This is a genomic window from Streptomyces sp. CB01373 (genome assembly GCF_002803075.1).
Classification (GTDB): domain Bacteria; phylum Actinomycetota; class Actinomycetes; order Streptomycetales; family Streptomycetaceae; genus Streptomyces.
This window is the reverse complement of record NZ_NNBK01000011.1, coordinates 86,663-105,108: the sequence shown is the minus strand read 5'-3', so window position 1 is coordinate 105,108 and position 18,446 is coordinate 86,663. Positions and strand designations below refer to the sequence as shown.

14 protein-coding genes and 1 tRNA gene are annotated in these 18,446 nt (G+C 68.1%); 2 read left to right on the top strand and 13 right to left on the bottom strand.

Features of this window, described 5'->3' with window-relative positions; translation table 11 throughout:
- Positions 1–67: 67 nt before the first annotated feature.
- The 10 genes from CG719_RS18295 to CG719_RS18245 form a co-directional block, all read right to left on the bottom strand.
- Positions 68–3,967: a DNA-directed RNA polymerase subunit beta' gene (locus CG719_RS18295; protein WP_100569730.1), complete on the bottom strand. Its 3,900-nt coding sequence runs from the start codon at positions 3,965–3,967 to the stop codon at positions 68–70.
- Between the two features lie 96 nt (positions 3,968–4,063).
- The gene (gene rpoB, locus CG719_RS18290) at positions 4,064–7,549 is read right to left on the bottom strand and encodes a DNA-directed RNA polymerase subunit beta (protein ID WP_100569729.1); all 3,486 of its coding nucleotides are present in this window, start codon (positions 7,547–7,549) and stop codon (positions 4,064–4,066) included.
- Between the two features lie 609 nt (positions 7,550–8,158).
- On the bottom strand, positions 8,159–8,545 hold the full coding sequence (gene rplL / locus CG719_RS18280; protein ID WP_100569728.1) for a 50S ribosomal protein L7/L12: 387 nt from the start codon (positions 8,543–8,545) through the stop codon (positions 8,159–8,161).
- 117 nt (positions 8,546–8,662) lie between these two features.
- Positions 8,663–9,193: a 50S ribosomal protein L10 gene (gene rplJ, locus CG719_RS18275; protein ID WP_100569727.1), complete on the bottom strand. Its 531-nt coding sequence runs from the start codon at positions 9,191–9,193 to the stop codon at positions 8,663–8,665.
- Between the two features lie 294 nt (positions 9,194–9,487).
- Positions 9,488–10,423 (bottom strand): hypothetical protein, encoded by a 936-nt coding sequence (locus tag CG719_RS18270; RefSeq protein WP_100569726.1) that lies wholly within the window; start codon positions 10,421–10,423, stop codon positions 9,488–9,490.
- A gap of 188 nt (positions 10,424–10,611) precedes the next feature.
- Positions 10,612–11,337 carry a 50S ribosomal protein L1 gene (gene rplA, locus CG719_RS18265; protein WP_100569725.1) on the bottom strand — a complete coding sequence of 242 codons (726 nt, stop codon included), beginning with the start codon at positions 11,335–11,337 and terminating at the stop codon, positions 10,612–10,614.
- Between the two features lie 95 nt (positions 11,338–11,432).
- Positions 11,433–11,867: a 50S ribosomal protein L11 gene (gene rplK / locus CG719_RS18260; RefSeq protein ID WP_019756559.1), complete on the bottom strand. Its 435-nt coding sequence runs from the start codon at positions 11,865–11,867 to the stop codon at positions 11,433–11,435.
- A 179-nt stretch (positions 11,868–12,046) separates the two neighbouring features.
- A complete protein-coding gene (nusG, locus tag CG719_RS18255; RefSeq protein WP_100569724.1) occupies positions 12,047–12,865 on the bottom strand; it encodes a transcription termination/antitermination protein NusG in 819 nt (272 codons plus the stop codon).
- An 81-nt stretch (positions 12,866–12,946) separates the two neighbouring features.
- Positions 12,947–13,231 (bottom strand): preprotein translocase subunit SecE, encoded by a 285-nt coding sequence (gene secE, locus CG719_RS18250; protein WP_100569723.1) that lies wholly within the window; start codon positions 13,229–13,231, stop codon positions 12,947–12,949.
- 107 nt (positions 13,232–13,338) lie between these two features.
- Positions 13,339–13,411: transfer RNA gene (locus CG719_RS18245), tRNA-Trp, on the bottom strand.
- A gap of 259 nt (positions 13,412–13,670) precedes the next feature.
- Here CG719_RS18245 and CG719_RS18240 point away from each other — a divergent pair.
- Both CG719_RS18240 and CG719_RS18235 read left to right on the top strand, forming a co-directional pair.
- Positions 13,671–14,897 carry a pyridoxal phosphate-dependent aminotransferase gene (locus CG719_RS18240; protein ID WP_100569983.1) on the top strand — a complete coding sequence of 409 codons (1,227 nt, stop codon included), beginning with the start codon at positions 13,671–13,673 and terminating at the stop codon, positions 14,895–14,897.
- 134 nt (positions 14,898–15,031) lie between these two features.
- Entirely contained in the window at positions 15,032–16,096 is a 1,065-nt protein-coding gene (locus CG719_RS18235) for an adenosine deaminase (RefSeq protein WP_100569722.1), read from the top strand.
- A 34-nt stretch (positions 16,097–16,130) separates the two neighbouring features.
- Here CG719_RS18235 and CG719_RS18230 read toward each other — a convergent pair whose 3' ends face one another.
- The 3 genes from CG719_RS18230 to CG719_RS18220 all read right to left on the bottom strand — a co-directional run bounded on the left by CG719_RS18230 (position 16,131) and on the right by CG719_RS18220 (position 18,443).
- Entirely contained in the window at positions 16,131–16,853 is a 723-nt protein-coding gene (locus tag CG719_RS18230; RefSeq protein ID WP_100569721.1) for a DsbA family protein, read from the bottom strand.
- Between the two features lie 39 nt (positions 16,854–16,892).
- Positions 16,893–17,948, bottom strand: coding sequence for a UDP-N-acetylmuramate dehydrogenase (locus CG719_RS18225; protein WP_100569720.1), 1,056 nt, complete (start codon positions 17,946–17,948; stop codon positions 16,893–16,895).
- 66 nt (positions 17,949–18,014) lie between these two features.
- Entirely contained in the window at positions 18,015–18,443 is a 429-nt protein-coding gene (locus tag CG719_RS18220) for a MaoC family dehydratase (RefSeq protein ID WP_100569719.1), read from the bottom strand.
- Between the last annotated feature and the right edge of the window lie 3 nt (positions 18,444–18,446).

Here is an 18,446-nt window from a genome sequence, read left to right as displayed (position 1 = left end):
TCACGCCGCGGACACGCCGAAGGGCGGCCACCCCGCAGTGGGAGTGGCCGCCCTTCAAGCTGCTCGCTTACTGGTTGTACGGACCGTAGTCGTAGTCCTCCAGCGGAACGGCCTGGCCGGAGCCGGAGCCGAACGGCGAGTAGTCGATGTCGTCGTAGCCGACGGCCGAGTACATCGCGGCCTTGGCCTCCTCGGTCGGCTCGACCCGGATGTTGCGGTAGCGGGACAGACCCGTACCGGCCGGGATGAGCTTACCGATGATGACGTTCTCCTTGAGGCCGATCAGGGAGTCGGACTTGGCGTTGATCGCCGCGTCCGTCAGGACCCTGGTCGTCTCCTGGAAGGACGCCGCCGACAGCCAGGACTCGGTCGCCAGCGAGGCCTTGGTGATACCCATGAGCTGCGGACGACCGGAGGCCGGGTGACCGCCCTCCTGGACCACACGACGGTTCTCGTGCTCGAACTTCGAGCGCTCGACCAGCTCGCCGGGCAGCAGCTCGGCGTCGCCGGACTCGATGATCGTCACGCGGCGGAGCATCTGCCGGATGATGATCTCGATGTGCTTGTCGTGGATCGACACACCCTGCGAGTTGTAGACCTTCTGGACCTCGCCGACCAGGTGGACCTGGACGGCCCGCTGACCCAGGATGCGCAGCACGTCGTGCGGGTTGGTGGCACCCACGGTGAGCTTCTGGCCCACCTCGACGTGGTCGCCCTCGCCGACCAGCAGACGGGCACGCTTCGAGATCGGGAACGCCGTCTCGTCGCTGCCGTCGTCCGGGGTGATGACGATCTTCTTGGTCTTCTCGGTCTCCTCGATCCGGACGCGTCCGGCCGCCTCGGAGATCGGGGCGACACCCTTCGGCGTACGGGCCTCGAAGAGCTCGACGACACGCGGCAGACCCTGGGTGATGTCGTCACCGGCCACACCACCGGTGTGGAAGGTACGCATCGTCAGCTGGGTGCCGGGCTCACCGATGGACTGGGCGGCGATGATGCCGACCGCCTCACCGATGTCGACCAGCTTGCCGGTGGCGAGCGAGCGGCCGTAGCACATGGCGCAGGTGCCCACCGCGGACTCGCAGGTCAGGACCGAGCGGGTCTTGACCTCGGAGACGCCGCGGGAGACGAGCTCCTCGATGAGCACGTCGCCCAGGTCGGTGCCGGCCGGGGCCAGCACCTGGCCGTCGACCACGATGTCCTCGGCGAGGCAGCGCGCGTACACGGACGTCTCGACGTTGTCCGCCTTGCGCAGCACGCCGTCCGCACCGCGCTCCGCGATGTGCAGCTTGAGGCCGCGCTCGGTGCCGCAGTCCTCCTCGCGGATGATGACGTCCTGGGAGACGTCGACCAGACGACGGGTGAGGTAACCGGAGTCGGCGGTACGCAGGGCGGTGTCGGCCAGACCCTTACGGGCACCGTGCGTGGAGATGAAGTACTCCAGCACGGACAGACCCTCACGGAACGACGCCTTGATGGGCCGCGGGATGGTCTCGTTCTTGGCGTTCGACACCAGACCGCGCATACCGGCGATCTGACGCATCTGCATCATGTTTCCTCGGGCGCCCGAGGAAACCATCATGAAGATCGGGTTGGTCTTCGGGAAGTTGTCGTTCATCGCCTCGGCGACCTCGTTGGTCGCCTTGGTCCAGATCGCGATGAGCTCCTGGGTGCGCTCGTCCTTGGTGATCAGACCGCGCTCGTACTGCTTCTGGACCTTCTCGTCCTGCGCCTCGTAGCCCTTGACGATCTCCTTCTTCGCCTCGGGAACGACGACGTCGGAGATGGCGACGGTGACACCGGAGCGGGTGGCCCAGTAGAAGCCGGACGACTTCAGGTTGTCGAGCGTGGCCGCCACGATGACCTTCGGGTAGCGCTCGGCGAGGTCGTTGACGATCTCGGAGAGCTGCTTCTTGCCCACCTCGTAGTCGACGAACGGGTAGTCCTCGGGCAGCAGCTCGTTGAAGAGCGCGCGGCCCAGGGTCGTCTTCAGGCGGAAGGAGTCACCCTGCTGCCACTCCGGCTCGCCCTCCTCGCGGGCCGGCGGGGTCCAGCCGCGCGGCGGGATGGTGCCCACCGGGAAGCGGACGTCCACCCGCGACTGGAGCGAGAGCTCACCGGCGTCGAACGCCATGATCGCCTCGGCGACCGACGCGAACGAGCGGTCCTCGCCCTTGGCCTCGCGGCCCTCGGCGTCGGTGGTGAGGAAGTACAGACCGAGGACCATGTCCTGGGTCGGCATCGTCACCGGACGGCCGTCGGCCGGCTTGAGGATGTTGTTCGAGGACAGCATCAGGATGCGGGCCTCGGCCTGCGCCTCCGCGGACAGCGGCAGGTGCACGGCCATCTGGTCACCGTCGAAGTCCGCGTTGAACGCGGTGCACACGAGCGGGTGGATCTGGATGGCCTTGCCCTCGACCAGCTGCGGCTCGAAGGCCTGGATGCCGAGGCGGTGCAGGGTGGGCGCACGGTTCAGCAGAACCGGGTGCTCCGCGATGACCTCTTCCAGCACGTCGTACACGACCGTGCGGCCGCGCTCGACCATGCGCTTGGCCGACTTGATGTTCTGCGCGTGGTTCAGGTCGACCAGGCGCTTCATCACGAACGGCTTGAAGAGCTCCAGCGCCATCGCCTTCGGCAGACCGCACTGGTGCAGCTTGAGCTGCGGGCCGACGACGATCACGGAACGGGCCGAGTAGTCGACGCGCTTGCCGAGCAGGTTCTGACGGAAGCGGCCCTGCTTGCCCTTGAGCATGTCGGACAGCGACTTCAGCGGACGGTTGCCGGGGCCCGTGACCGGGCGGCCGCGGCGGCCGTTGTCGAAGAGCGCGTCGACGGCCTCCTGGAGCATGCGCTTCTCGTTGTTCACGATGATCTCGGGCGCGCCGAGGTCGAGAAGCCGCTTCAGGCGGTTGTTGCGGTTGATGACACGGCGGTACAGGTCGTTCAGGTCGGAGGTCGCGAAGCGGCCACCGTCCAGCTGCACCATCGGACGCAGGTCCGGCGGGATGACCGGCACGCAGTCCAGGACCATGCCCTTGGGGCTGTTGGACGTCTGCAGGAACGCGGAGACGACCTTCAGGCGCTTCAGGGCGCGGGTCTTCTTCTGGCCCTTGCCGGTGCGGATGATCTCGCGGAGCTTCTCGGCCTCCTCCTCGAGGTCGAAGGACTCCAGGCGCTTCTGCAGCGCCGCGGCACCCATCGAGCCGTCGAAGTACGTGCCGAACCGGTCGCGCAGCTCGCGGTAGAGCAGCTCGTCGCCCTCGAGGTCCTGGACCTTGAGGTTCTTGAACCGGGTCCACACCTCGTCGAGGCGGTCGATCTCGCGCTGCGCGCGGTCGCGCAGCTGCTTCATCTCACGCTCGGCACCCTCGCGCACCTTGCGGCGCACGTCGGCCTTGGCACCTTCGGCCTCCAGCTCGGCGAGGTCCGTCTCGAGCTTCTTGGCGCGGGCCTCCAGGTCGGCGTCGCGGCGCTGCTCGATCTGCTGGCGCTCGACGGAGACGTGGGCCTCCAGCGACGGCAGGTCGCGGGTACGGCGCTCGTCGTCGACGTACGTGATCATGTACGCCGCGAAGTAGATGACCTTCTCCAGGTCCTTCGGGGCCAGGTCCAGCAGGTAGCCCAGGCGCGACGGGACGCCCTTGAAGTACCAGATGTGAGTGACGGGCGCGGCCAGCTCGATGTGGCCCATCCGCTCACGGCGCACCTTGGCGCGGGTGACCTCGACGCCGCAGCGCTCGCAGATGATGCCCTTGAAGCGGACACGCTTGTACTTGCCGCAGTAGCACTCCCAGTCCCGGGTGGGACCGAAGATCTTCTCGCAGAAGAGCCCGTCCTTTTCCGGCTTGAGGGTGCGGTAGTTGATCGTCTCGGGCTTCTTGACCTCGCCGTGGCTCCACTGACGGATGTCGTCAGCGGTGGCCAGGCCGATCCGGAGCTCGTCGAAGAAGTTGACGTCGAGCACTATGCGTCAATCCCTCTCAGGGTTGTAAGTCTGTGGTCTGAAACGGGGGCCTGGGGGTCGGCGGGCCTCCTGGTCAGGAGGCCCGCCGGACTCCCGTCAGACCTCTTCGACGCTGCTCGGCTCGCGCCGGGACAGGTCGATGCCGAGCTCCTCCGCGGCGCGGAAGACATCCTCGTCGGTGTCACGCATCTCGATGGACATACCGTCGCTGGACAGCACCTCCACGTTCAGGCACAGGGACTGCATCTCCTTGATGAGCACCTTGAAGGACTCGGGGATGCCGGGCTCGGGGATGTTCTCGCCCTTGACGATGGCCTCGTAGACCTTCACGCGGCCGGTGACGTCGTCGGACTTGATGGTCAGCAGCTCCTGGAGGGCGTAGGCGGCGCCGTAGGCCTCGAGGGCCCACACCTCCATCTCGCCGAAGCGCTGGCCACCGAACTGGGCCTTACCACCCAGCGGCTGCTGGGTGATCATCGAGTACGGACCGGTCGAACGCGCGTGCAGCTTGTCGTCGACCAGGTGGTGCAGCTTCAGGATGTACATGTAGCCGACCGAGATCGGTTCCGGGAACGGCTCACCGCTACGGCCGTCGAACAGCTGCGCCTTGCCGGACGGGAGGACCATGCGGTCGCCGTCGCGGTTCGGGATGGTGTGCTGGAGCAGACCCGCCAGCTCGTCCTCACGGGCACCGTCGAAGACCGGGGTGGCCACGTTGGTGCCGGGGGCGACCTGGTCGGCGCCGATGGCCTGGAGGCGCTCGGCCCACTCGTCCGCGAGGCCGGAGACGTCCCAGCCGCGGCTGGCGAGCCAGCCGAGGTGGATCTCCAGGACCTGTCCCGGGTTCATTCGGGACGGCACACCCAGCGGGTTGAGGATGATGTCGACCGGGGTGCCGTCCTCCAGGAACGGCATGTCCTCGATCGGCAGGATCTTCGAGATGACGCCCTTGTTGCCGTGACGGCCGGCGAGCTTGTCACCGTCGGTGATCTTGCGCTTCTGCGCGACGTAGACGCGGACCAGCTGGTTCACGCCCGGCGGCAGCTCGTCGCCCTCCTCGCGGTCGAAGACGCGCACGCCGATGACCTTGCCGGTCTCGCCGTGCGGCACCTTCAGCGAGGTGTCACGGACCTCACGGGCCTTCTCACCGAAGATCGCGCGCAGCAGGCGCTCCTCGGGGGTCAGCTCGGTCTCGCCCTTCGGGGTCACCTTGCCGACGAGGATGTCGCCGGCGATGACCTCGGCGCCGATGCGGATGATGCCGCGCTCGTCGAGGTCGGCGAGGACCTCCTCGGAGACGTTCGGGATGTCCCGGGTGATCTCCTCGGGGCCGAGCTTGGTGTCACGGGCGTCGACCTCGTGCTCCTCGATGTGGATCGAGGAGAGGACGTCGTCCTGGACGAGGCGCTGCGACAGGATGATCGCGTCCTCGTAGTTGTGACCCTCCCACGGCATGAACGCGACCAGCAGGTTCTTGCCGAGCGCCATCTCGCCGTTCTGGGTGGCCGGGCCGTCGGCGAGGACCTGGCCCTCGATGACACGGTCGCCCTCGTTGACGATGACCTTCTGGTTGACCGAGGTGCCCTGGTTGGAACGGGCGAACTTGGCCAGGCGGTACGTGATGTACGTGCCGTCGTCGTTGGTCGTGGTGATGTAGTCGGCGGAGATCTCCTGGACCACACCGGCCTTCTCGGCCTTGACGACGTCGCCGGCGTCGACGGCGGAGCGGTACTCCATGCCGGTGCCGACGAGCGGGGACTCCGACTTGATGAGCGGAACGGCCTGGCGCATCATGTTCGCGCCCATGAGGGCACGGTTGGCGTCGTCGTGCTCGAGGAAGGGGATCATGGCGGTCGCGACCGACACCATCTGGCGCGGCGAGACGTCCATGTAGTCGACGTCCTCGGGGCTGACGTAGTCGACCTCGCCGCCACGGCGGCGGACCAGCACGCGGGCCTCGGCGAACCGCAGGTCGTCGCCGAGCGTGGCGTTGGCCTGCGCGATGACGAAGCGGTCCTCCTCGTCGGCGGTCAGGTAGTCGACCTCGTCGGTGACCTGGCCGTCGTTGACCTTGCGGTACGGGGTCTCGACGAAACCGAACGCGTTGACCCGGCCGTAGGAGGCGAGCGAGCCGATCAGACCGATGTTCGGGCCTTCAGGCGTCTCGATCGGGCACATGCGGCCGTAGTGCGAGGGGTGCACGTCACGGACCTCGAAGCCGGCCCGCTCACGGGAGAGACCACCCGGGCCAAGGGCCGACAGGCGGCGCTTGTGGGTGAGACCCGACAGCGGGTTGTTCTGGTCCATGAACTGCGACAGCTGGCTGGTGCCGAAGAACTCCTTGATGGAGGCGACGACCGGCCGGATGTTGATCAGGGTCTGCGGCGTGATCGCCTCGACGTCCTGCGTGGTCATGCGCTCGCGGACGACGCGCTCCATACGGGCCAGACCGGTGCGGACCTGGTTCTGGATGAGCTCGCCCACGCTGCGCAGACGGCGGTTGCCGAAGTGGTCGATGTCGTCGGTCTCGACGACGATCATCCCGCCGTTGTCACCGGTGGTCTCGATCTCGCCGGCGTGCAGCTTCACCAGGTACTTGATCGTCGAGATGACGTCCTCGACGGTCAGGATGCCCGCGTCCAGCGGGGCGTCCGCACCCAGCTTCTTGTTGACCTTGTAGCGGCCGACCTTGGCCAGGTCGTAGCGCTTGGGGTTGAAGTACAGGTTCTCGAGCAGCGTCTGCGCGGCCTCACGCGTGGGGGGCTCGCCCGGGCGCAGCTTGCGGTAGATGTCCAGCAGCGCGTCGTCCTGGCCCTGGGTGTGGTCCTTCTCCAGGGTGGCGCGCATCGACTCGTACTCGCCGAACTCCTCGAGGATCTGCTCGTTGGTCCAGCCGAGCGCCTTCAGCAGGACGGTGACCGACTGCTTGCGCTTGCGGTCGATGCGGACACCGACCATGTCGCGCTTGTCGATCTCCATCTCCAGCCAGGCACCCCGGGACGGGATGATCTTGGCGGAGAAGATGTCCTTGTCGGACGTCTTGTCGATGGAGGAGTCGAAGTAGACACCGGGGGAACGGACCAGCTGGGACACCACGACACGCTCGGTGCCGTTGATGACGAAAGTGCCCTTGTTCGTCATGAGCGGGAAGTCGCCCATGAAGACGGTCTGGGACTTGATCTCGCCGGTCTCGTTGTTGGTGAACTCAGCGGTGACGAAGAGCGGGGCCGCGAACGTGAAGTCGCGCTCCTTGCACTCGTCGATCGAGTTCTTGGGCGGCTCGAAGCGGTGGTCGCGGAACGTCAGCGACATCGACCCGGAGAAGTCCTCGATCGGGGAGATCTCCTCGAAGATCTCCTCGAGGCCGGACTTGGTGGGGACGTCCTGACCGGACTCCAGAGCGTCCTCGACGCGAGCCTTCCACGCGTCGTTGCCGAGCAGCCAGTCGAAGCTCTCGGTTTGCAGCGCGAGAAGGTTCGGAACCTCGAGGGGCTCCTTGATCTTTGCAAAGGAGATGCGCAGCGGGGCGGTGCTGGCGCCGTTGTTCGTATTCGCGGTCGAGGCGTTGCGCGAGGCGGCCAAGAGGGGGTCCTTCCGAGGGCTCGGACTCACTACGCGCGTACCGGCCCCCCGCCGACGCTTGCGGACAGGTCGTCCTGATCGGGCCGAAAGGCCAGGTCAAGGATGATCTGGTCGTCGTCGCTGAGGCGAGGGCATGCCCCTGGTGACGGGCAGGGGACAGCTAACAGGCAGCGCAAAGGGTCAGTGTAGCCACATGGCACACTGATGTCCAGTGCGGGTTTTTTGAGACCCTCGTAGTTGTCAACGTCTGCGGCATGCCTGCCCTCAACGCACCCTGATACTGCCCTCTTCGTCGTCGATCCATGCCTCGGATTCGGATCCTTGTGACGACGCGTCCCTGAGAATTGCGCGCTGCGTGCGGTTCGTCAAGGCCTCCCATGGCCAAACCGGATGCTGCCATCGTCACGTGCAGCCCGCCGCCGGAAGCTCTGGAGGCACGACGATGATCACCATACCCCTCCCTGCCGCGGGTGCAAGGCAGCCTGCACCGGCCCCCTCGAACGCCGAAGAGCGACCACCCGGATGGATGATCGCTCCTCGGTGCGTTCGCGTTACAGCCCTACGGGGCCGTGTTCAGCGCGCAGGAGTCCTTGGCGGACCCGTGAGGTCTTACTTGACCTCGACGGAGGCGCCGGCGCCCTTGAGGGACTCGGCGGCCTTCTCCGCGGCCTCCTTGTTGACCTTCTCGAGGACGGGCTTCGGCGCACCGTCGACCAGGTCCTTGGCCTCCTTCAGGCCGAGGGAGGTCAGCTCGCGCACGACCTTGATGACCTGGATCTTCTTGTCGCCGGCACCGGTGAGGACGACGTCGAACTCGTCCTGCTCCTCGACGGCCTCGGCGGCAGCGCCACCGGCGGCACCGGCGATCATGACCGGCGCGGCAGCGGCGGCGGTGACGTCGAACTTCTCCTCGAAGGCCTTCACGAACTCGGAGAGCTCGATGAGGGTCATCTCCTCGAACTGCGCGAGCAGGTCTTCCTGGCTGAGCTTCGCCATGATGGGCGATCCTTCCACTAATTCGGCGGGTGCCGGATGTACTGGGTGTGGCGGGCGTACGTCGGCCCGCTGAGACCCTCGCCGCGTCAGGCGGCGAGGATCAGAAAGCGAGCCGAGTTACTCGGCACCGCCCTGCTCGTCCTGCTTGGCACGAAGCGCGTCCACGGTGCGGACGAGCTTCGACGGGAGCGCCTGGAAGACAGAGGCAGCCTGGGACTGCTTGCCCTTGAACGCACCGGCCAGCTTGGAGAGCAGAACCTCGCGGGACTCGAGGTCCGCAAGCTTCTTGATCTCGTCGGCGGACAGCGCCTTGCCGTCAAGGACACCGCCCTTGATGACGAGATTCGGGTTGTCCTTGGCGAAGTCACGGAGACCCTTCGCCGACTCCACCGGGTCACCGGTGACGAAGGCGACGGCCGTCGGACCAGCGAAGAGCTGGTCGTCCAGCGTGATCCCGGCCTCGTTGGCCGCAATCTTGGTCAGCGTGTTCTTCACCACGGCGTACTGGGCGTTCTCACCGAGCGACCGGCGCAGCGTCTTGAGCTGCGCCACGGTGAGACCGCGGTACTCGGTCAGCACGGCGGCGTTGGAGCTGCGGAACTTGTCCGTCAGCTCCGCAACCGCGGCAGCCTTGTCGGGCCTCGCCATAGAGCCTCGGCCTCCTTCCGGGTGATTCGGACCGCGCGGACCCGAAGGAGGACTGGGGAAAACGAAACGCCCCGGCGCAGGCGCACGGGGCGGACTCGACCGGGCGCACACACGGGGATCGACGTGTGCTCCGGGAGTTCTTCCACAGTCACCTGCGCGGGTCGTCCGCAGTTCAGCGGATCCTTCGGCCACCGCACCCTCGTTCGAGTGCACGGCAACGACCAGCGGTCTTTGGCTTCTGTGGGAGCGTACGGGAAGGCGTCATCGCAAAGCAAATCCGCCCCGGGAGGCGGCTCAGGAACTGATGCCGCTGCCGCCCGCGGCGGCGCCCTGCGACGCGATCAGGTCCTTGAAGTCGCTGGTGTCGCCGGCCGGGGGCGCCTGGACGGCGGTCTTCACTCCGTAGTCGCTGAAGTAGGCGGTGGTGGTCATCGTGCCGGTCGCCGTCTCGGCCTTCTCCACCTTCTTGACCAGCAGGTCCTGGTCGTTGACCCAGATGTCGATGGTCTCCGTGGTGACCCCCGCCTTGCTGAGCTGCTTCTTCAGGTCGTCCATCTGGCGCTTGGGCAGGTTCGAGTTCTTGCCGGCGAAGTCGGCGACGTTCACCGTGCCCGCGTAGTGCGTGGTGTGCTCGCCGCGCACCGTCGCCTCGCCGACCTTCCTGACGTCGCCGGAGACCAGCAGCAGCTTCACCGACTGGTTCGGTGTGGCGCTCTTCAACTGCTCCTGCATGTACGCGCCGGAGCCGCCGGCGAGGGCCCCGAGGTCCTCGTAGCGGTACCGGATCCAGTGCTTGCCGCCCACCTGCCGCGCGTAGGCGTCGCTCATGTGCGCGTAGTAGGCGTCGGGCAGGTACCGCGCCTCCATCGTCGTGGCGCCGATCTGGCGCATCGTCTCGGCGACGGTGCCGCCGGTGTAGGTGAGCGTGAGCCGGCCGGTGAGACCGTCGGCCCAGTCGAGGGTGCCGCTGCCCTTCATCGACATCAGGGTGCCGAGGCTGGTCGTCGTCGACACCCGGGCCGAGTCGGCCCCGGCGGTGGAGGTGTCGGCGGAGCGCAGGGCCGCGACGGGGCTCACCTTGGCGGGGCCCCGGCCGGCCGTGCCGTCGTCCTTGCCCGAGCCTTTGGAGGAACCGGACGAGCCGCCCGAGGAGCCGCAGGCGGTCAGTGCCGTCAGACAGGTCACCGCCACGACGGAGAGCGTGATACGGCGCGCGGTCGTGCTCTTCATTCGTCCCACCCCTATGCGGTTGCTGTGATCTTCACGCTAACGCAGCCCTGTGACAGGCGTACGAAAGTCGCACAGGACGTCGTGCACGGGCGTACGGAATACGCCGTACAGGAGTCCCACAGAAAAGGGACGAGCCCCGCACCCGAAAAGGTTGCGGGACTCGTCCCTCAGCTGTGCGAGCCGTTGGCTCAGACCGCGGCCGGGTCCTCCTCGACGAGGAGGTTGCGGGTGCGGTTCGGGTCGACCGGGATGCCGGGGCCCATCGTGGTGGTGATGCCGGCCTTCTTGATGTAGCGACCCTTGGCGGCGGACGGCTTCAGACGGAGGATCTCCTCCAGGGCCGCGCCGTAGTTCTCCACCAGCTTGGTGTCGTCGAACGACGTCTTGCCGATGATGAAGTGCAGGTTCGAGTGCTTGTCGACGCGGAACTCGATCTTGCCGCCCTTGATGTCCGTGACGGCCTTGGTCACGTCGGGGGTGACGGTGCCGGTCTTGGGGTTCGGCATCAGACCACGCGGGCCGAGGACGCGGCCGAGGCGGCCGACCTTGCCCATGAGGTCCGGGGTGGCGACGACGGCGTCGAAGTCCAGACGGCCCTTCGCCACCTCGTCGATCAGCTCGTCCGCGCCGACGATGTCGGCGCCGGCGGCACGTGCGGCCTCGGCACGGTCACCGGTCGCGAAGACCAGGACCCGGGCGGTCTTACCGGTGCCGTGCGGAAGGTTCACGGTGCCACGGACCATCTGGTCGGCCTTGCGCGGGTCGACACCCAGGCGGAAGGCGACCTCGACGGTGGCGTCGAACTTGGTCGTGGAGGTCTCCTTGGCGAGACGGACGGCCTCGAGCGGGGCGTACTGCTTCTCCCGGTCGATCTTGGCGTCCGCAGCGCGGAGAGCCTTGCTGCGCTTGCTCACAACTGCTCCTGTGTGTTCTGTAAGGAGTCGTGGTACGGGCCGAGCCGGCCCTGCCACGTGCGGCCTTCGGCCGCATGGTGCTACGAAGGTGGGGTTCAGCCCTCGACCGTGACGCCCATGGAACGCGCGGTGCCGGCGATGATCTTCGCGGCGGCGTCCAGGTCGTTGGCGTTGAGGTCGGGCAGCTTGGTCTGGGCGATCTCGCGGACCTGCGCCTCGGTGATCTTGGCGACCTTGGTCTTGTGCGGCTCGCCGGAGCCCTTCTCCACGCCCGCGGCCTTGAGGATCATCTTGGCGGCCGGCGGCGTCTTGGTGATGAAGGTGAAGGAACGGTCCTCGTAGACCGTGATCTCCACCGGGATGACCCAACCGCGCTGCGACTCGGTCGCGGCGTTGTAGGCCTTGCAGAACTCCATGATGTTGACGCCGTGCTGACCCAGCGCCGGGCCGACCGGCGGAGCCGGGTTGGCTGCGCCGGCCTGGATCTGGAGCTTGATGAGCCCCGTGACCTTCTTCTTCTTGGGAGGCATTGCTCTCCGGGTCCTTTCGATTCGGGTCCTGCCTGCGCTCGGGTACCACCCGGACGCAGGCATACCGCACAACGATAACGGGTATGACTGTGCGGCTGAAAACCGAGCAGGTCAGGCGACCGCTCGAGCGATCGCCTGACCTGCGCGGAAGCGGTGGGTCCAGAAAGAACCGCGGCGAGCTAGTTCTTCTGGATCTGGTCGAAGCTCAGCTCGACCGGGGTCTCGCGGCCGAAGATCTCGACGAGGCCCTTGACCTTCTTGGAGTCCGGGTTGATCTCGTTGATCGTGGCCTGGAGCGTGGCGAACGGGCCGTCGGTGACGGTGACCGAGTCGCCGACCTCGAAGTCCAGCACCTGGACCTCGACCTTGCGCTGCGGGGCCGGCTTGCCCTCGGCCTCGGCGGCCTCGCGGGCGGCCTTCTCCTCCGCCTCCGGGGCGAGCATCTTCACGATCTCGTCCAGGGACAGCGGGTACGGGTCGTAGGCGTTGCCGACGAATCCGGTGACGCCCGGGGTGTTACGGACGACGCCCCAGGACTCGTTCGTCAGGTCCATGCGGACCAGGACGTAGCCGGGCAGCTTGTTCTGCCGGACGGTCTTGCGCTCGCCGTTCTTGATCTGGACGATCTCTTCCTCGGGCACCTCGGCCTGGTAGATGAAGTCCTCGACGTTCAGCGAGACGGCGCGCTGCTCCAGGTTGGCCTTCACGCGCTTCTCGTAGCCGGCGTAGGTGTGGATGACGTACCACTCGCCGGGCAGCGTGCGCAGTTCCTCGCGGAGCTTGGTGACCGGGTCGACCTCGGGCTCCGGCTCCTCTTCCTCGGCCTCACCCTCGGCCGCCTCGTCCACGACGTGGACGGCGGCCTCCTCGGCCGACTCGCCCGCGGCGGCTTCGGCAGCCTCGGCCTCGTCGACCTCGTCCGCACCCTCGACGATGTCGAGCTCGTCATCCACGGACTCGGTCGGCTCGATGGCGTCGTTCAGGTTCGGGTCAGACACGGTGGCTGCTTCTTCCTGGATACATAGGGGTGGAACATGCGAAAAGGGGCGCCGGTAACCGCGGCGCCCTTCGCTCTTGGCTCAGCCGAAGACGTACTTGGCCGCGTGGTTGAGCCCATAGTCAATCACGGTCACCAGGCCGATCATGATGACGACGAAGACAATCACCACGGTGGTGTACGTCGTCAGCTGATTGCGAGTCGGCCAGACGACCTTGCGGAGTTCCGCGATGATCTGACGGTAGAAGAGAGCAAGGCGCTTCAGCGGGCCCTTCTTGCCACGCTTGCCACCCTTGCGGGCCTTCTTGGAGTCCGTCACCTCGTCCTGGGCATCAGGCGTGTCGAGGGAGCCCACGGCGTCCGTCATTCGTCCTCACCTGATTCCGGGTCGTGGCCGTGCCGCGCCCGGTCGAGCCGCACGGCGGTGCATTGCTGTACGTACATGCGCACACATCCTGGCGATGGTGTGTGTAGCAGGGCCGGAGGGACTCGAACCCCCAACCGCTGGTTTTGGAGACCAGTGCTCTACCAATTGAGCTACGACCCTTTGTGTGCCCCCAACGTACCGCATACGACCGGGTGCTCGGTGTGCACCGGGTGCGACAGCGGCTGCTGAAGACCAACGAGGTGAGAGTGTACGTGTTCCGGCGCCGGTCGTCGAACAGAAAGTGCCCAACCGGCCCCGATCACTGGAAGATCGCCTGGCCGAGGACCGGATCCGGACGGATGTCCGGAGGTTCGACCGGACTTGTTCACCCTGTGGAACGGCGTGCCCCGGGTGTTTCCGGTCTGAAACGATGGACGGTATGAGCGCTGCAACCCCTCCCACCGAGCGCCGGGTCTCCGCCCGCGTCGGCGCGATCTCCGAGTCCGCCACCCTCGCCGTGGACGCCAAGGCCAAGGCCCTCAAGGCCGCCGGACGTCCCGTGATCGGCTTCGGCGCCGGAGAGCCGGACTTCCCGACCCCGGACTACATCGTCGAGGCCGCCGTCGAGGCCTGCCGGAACCCCAAGTACCACCGCTACACGCCGGCCGGCGGCCTGCCCGAGCTGAAGGCCGCGATCGCCGCGAAGACGCTGCGCGACTCCGGCTGGGAGCCGGACGTCTCGCAGATCCTGGTCACCAACGGCGGCAAGCAGGCCATCTACGAGGCGTTCGCCGCGATCCTCGACCCGGGCGACGAGGTCATCGTGCCGGCGCCGTACTGGACGACGTACCCGGAGTCGATCCGCCTGGCCGGCGGCGTCCCGGTCGAGGTCGTCGCGGACGAGACCACCGGCTACCGCGTGACGGTCGAGCAGCTGGAGGCCGCCCGCACCAAGAAGACCAAGGTCGTCCTCTTCGTCTCCCCGTCCAACCCGACCGGCGCGGTCTACTCCGAGGCCGAGACCGAGGCGATCGGCCGCTGGGCCCTCGAGCACGGCCTGTGGGTGCTGACCGACGAGATCTACGAGCACCTGGTCTACGGCGACGCCGTGTCGGTGTCCCTGCCGGCGCTCCTGCCCGAGCTGCGCGACAAGTGCGTCGTCGTCAACGGCGTGGCGAAGACGTACGCCATGACGGGCTGGCGCGTGGGCTGGGTCATCGGCCCGAAGGACGTGGTCAAGGCCGCGACCAACCTCCAGTCGCACGCCACGTCGAACGTGGCGAACGTCTCCCAGGCCGCGGCCCTCGCCGCCGTCTCCGGCGACCTGGAGGCGGTCGCGAGGATGCGCGAGGCCTTCGACCGGCGACGGAAGACCATCGTGCGGATGCTCAACGAGATCGACGGCGTGCTCTGCCCGGAGCCGGAGGGCGCGTTCTACGCCTATCCGTCGGTGAAGGCGCTGATCGGCAAGGAGATCCGCGGCAGGCGCCCGCAGAACTCGGTGGAGCTGGCCGCCCTGATCCTGGAGGAGGCCGAGGTCGCGGTCGTCCCGGGTGAGGCCTTCGGCACGCCGGGTTACCTGCGTCTGTCCTACGCCCTGGGTGACGAGGACCTGGTGGAGGGCGTCAGCCGGATCCAGAAGCTGCTGGCGGAGGCGCGGGACTGAGTTCCGCTTCCGTTTGCGGGCGCTCGCAGGCCACTCACGTGAGTGGCCTGCGAGCGCTCCTTCATTTGTGCGAGCAAGACCACGAATGGGGAAACGACTACCGGGGCACGGGGAACGTGCGGCACCATCCAGGAATGTTGTGCTCTTCAGGGGGACTCCCCCCGAACCCCCCGGGTGTGCGTGATCTCTCTGAGCTGCCGAAAGCCCATCTGCACCTGCACTTCACCGGGTCGATGCGGCCCACCACCCTGCTGGAACTCGCCGACAAGTACGGCGTGCGGCTGCCCGAGGCGCTGACGGCGGCCCTGATCAGCGGGGAGCCGCCGCGGCTGCGGGCGACGGACGAACGGGGCTGGTTCCGCTTCCAGCGGCTGTACGACGCGGCACGCTCCTGCCTGCGGGAACCGGACGACATCCGGCGGCTGGTGCGGGAGGCCGCCGAGGAGGACGTCAAGGACGGCTCGGGGTGGCTGGAGATCCAGGTCGACCCGACCTCGTACGCGCCGCGCCTGGGCGGGCTGATCCCGGCGCTGGAGATCATCCTCGACGCGGTGGAGACGGCGTCGCGCGAGACGGGCCTCGGGATGCGGGTCCTGGTCGCCGCGAACCGTATGAAGCACCCCCTGGACGCCCGTACGCTGGCCCGCCTCGCGGTGCGCTACCGGGACCGCGGCGTCGTCGGCTTCGGCCTGTCGAACGACGAACGCAGGGGCATGGCGCGGGACTTCGACCGGGCGTTCGCGATCGCACGGGACGGCGGCCTGTTCGCGGCCCCGCACGGCGGCGAGCTGACCGGCCCCTCCTCGGTGAGCGACTGCCTGGACGACCTCCAGGCCCACCGGGTCGGCCACGGGGTGCGCGCGGCCGAGGACCCGCGGCTGCTGAGCCGACTGGCCGACCGTGGCGTGACCTGCGAGGTGTGCCCGGCGTCGAACGTGGCCCTCGGCGTGTACGACAAGCCCGAGGACGTCCCCCTGCGCCGGCTGTTCGAGGCGGGCGTCCCGATGGCCCTGGGCGCCGACGATCCGCTGCTGTTCGGCTCCCGGCTGGCGGCGCAGTACGACATCGCCCGCCGCCACCACGCCTTCACGGACGCCGAACTGGCGGAGCTGGCCCGCCAGTCGATCCGCGCGTCGGCTGCCCCCTCGGACATGCGGGAGAAGCTGCTGTCGGGAGTGGACGACTGGCTGGCGGGCTGACGGCGGGCCAGGGCCTGTTCCGGGGGCGCGGCGGTCAGGACCGTGCCAAAGCGCCGATCACCAGGGGCAGCGTCTCCTTGTCGAAGATGCCGCCGGCCAGCGCCGCGTCGACGGTCCTGCCGTCGACCTTCATGGTGGGCGTGCCGGACACGCCCGACGTGTCGAACGCCTTCTCGGAGGAGGTCACGAAGTCGCGGTGCTTCATGCCCTTGACCGCCGCGTCGAACTCCGCCCCGCGCAGGCCCGGGACCTTGGAGGCCATGTCCAGCAGGAAGGCGTCGGTGTAGCCGTCGACCTCCTCCTCGGGCTGGTGCGCGAAGAGCACCTCGTGGTACTCGGCGAACTTGCCCGCGTCCAGGGCGGCCCGCAGGGCGTTGGCGGCCTTCTTGGAGCCCTCGCCGCCGAGCCGGTCGTCGAGGAAGGAGGCCAGCGTGTAGTCGGCCCGGACCTCGCCGGCCAGGACCAGCTCGCGCAGGCCCTCGCCGCCGCCCTCGGTCTCGAACTCCGCGCAGACCGGGCAGCGCAGGTCCTCGTACAGGTGGACGACGGTCTTGGCGTGGGGGGATCCGACGCGGACGGTGGTGCCGTCCGGTGCGAGCCTCTCGTCGATCTCCGACACGCTCGTGTACGCCGCCGCCGCTTCCGGCTCCCCGCCCCCGGCCGGTGTGCCGCCCTTGCCGCATCCCGTGGCGAGCACGCCCGCCAGGAAGGCCGTGGCCACGGCCGCGGCGGCACGTCTGCCGTGTTGCTTCCCCATGGTTTCCCCTCCCCTTGTGTGCTGTCGCGTCTTAGGCGTCTACAGGCTCACGCCGACCGTCACCGGCTCGTTGACCAGGGTGATGCCGAAGGCCTCGCGGACCCCGGCCACCACCTCGCGGGCCAGGGCCAGCAGATCCTCGGTGGTCGCGCCGCCGCGGTTGGTCAGGGCCAGGGTGTGCTTGGTGGAGATCCGGGCCGGTCCGGTGCCGTATCCCTTGGTGAAGGCCGCCTTGTCGATCAGCCAGGCCGCGGAGGTCTTGGTGTGCCCCTGCCCCGCCGGGTAGGCGGGGGGCTCGACGCCGTCGCCGAGCCGTTCCCGCACGCGTGCGCGGAAGGTGGCGAAGTCGGTGTCCGTGAGGATCGGGTTGGTGAAGAAGGAACCGGCGGACCAGGTGTCGTGGTCCTCGGGGTCCAGCACCATGCCCTTCCCGGCCCGCAGCTTCAGCACGGTCTCGCGGGCGGTGGCGAGCGGTACCCGGTCGCCCGCCTCGACGCCCAGGACGCGGGCGGTCTCGGCGTACTTGACCGGCGCCGACATACCGTCGGCGTCCTCCAGCCGGAAACGGACGCGCAGGACGACGTACCGCTCGGGGTCGGACTTGAAGCGGCTGTGCCGGTAGGAGAACGCGCACTCCTCGTTGGCCAGGGTCACCGTGCGGCCGTCACGGCGGTCGTAGGCGACGACCTCGGTGATCGTCGAGGAGACCTCCTGGCCGTACGCCCCGACGTTCTGGATCGGGGTGGCGCCCGCGGAGCCGGGGATGCCGGACAGGCACTCGACGCCGGCGAGTCCGGCCTCGACGGTGCGCGCGACCGCGTCCGTCCAGACCTCGCCTGCGGCCAGCTCCAGCGTCGTGCCGGTGAGTTCGAAGCCGCGGGTGGCGATGCGCAGCGCGGTGCCGTCGAAGCCCTTGTCGCCGATGACCAGGTTGGAGCCGCCGCCGACGACCAGCAGCGGTGTGCCGTGGGCGTCGGCCTCGCGGACGGCGTCGATCACCTCGGCGTCGGTGGTCGCGGTGATCAGCCGGGTCGCGGGGCCGCCCAGCCGGAACGTGGTCAGCGGGGCGAGGGGCGCGTCGTGGAGTTCCTGCACGCGCCCAAGACTACGAGACCCCGCTGACGGTCCCGCACCTCGGCGAGTGCGGGACCGGGGTGGCCGTCAGGCCAGGCGTACGACGGCCCGGGACATCCCGAGGACCTTCTGCCCGTTGCACATGGCGGTCAGGTCGACCCGCACGGTCTTCTCGTCGAGCTTGGCCGCGACCTTGCCGGAGACCTCGATCACGGCCCCCTCGTCGTCGTTCGGGACGACGACGGGCTTGGTGAAGCGGACGCCGTACTCGACGACCGCGCCGGGGTCGCCCGTCCAGTCGGTGACCACACGGATCGCCTCGGCCATGGTGAACATGCCGTGCGCGATCACGTCCGGAAGCCCGACCTCCTTGGCGAACTTCTCGTTCCAGTGGATCGGGTTGAAGTCCCCGGAGGCACCCGCGTACTGCACAAGGGTGGCCCGGGTCACGGGGAAGGTCTGCGCCGGCAGCTCGGTGCCGACCTCGACGTCGCCGTAGGCGATCTTCGCCGTCATCGG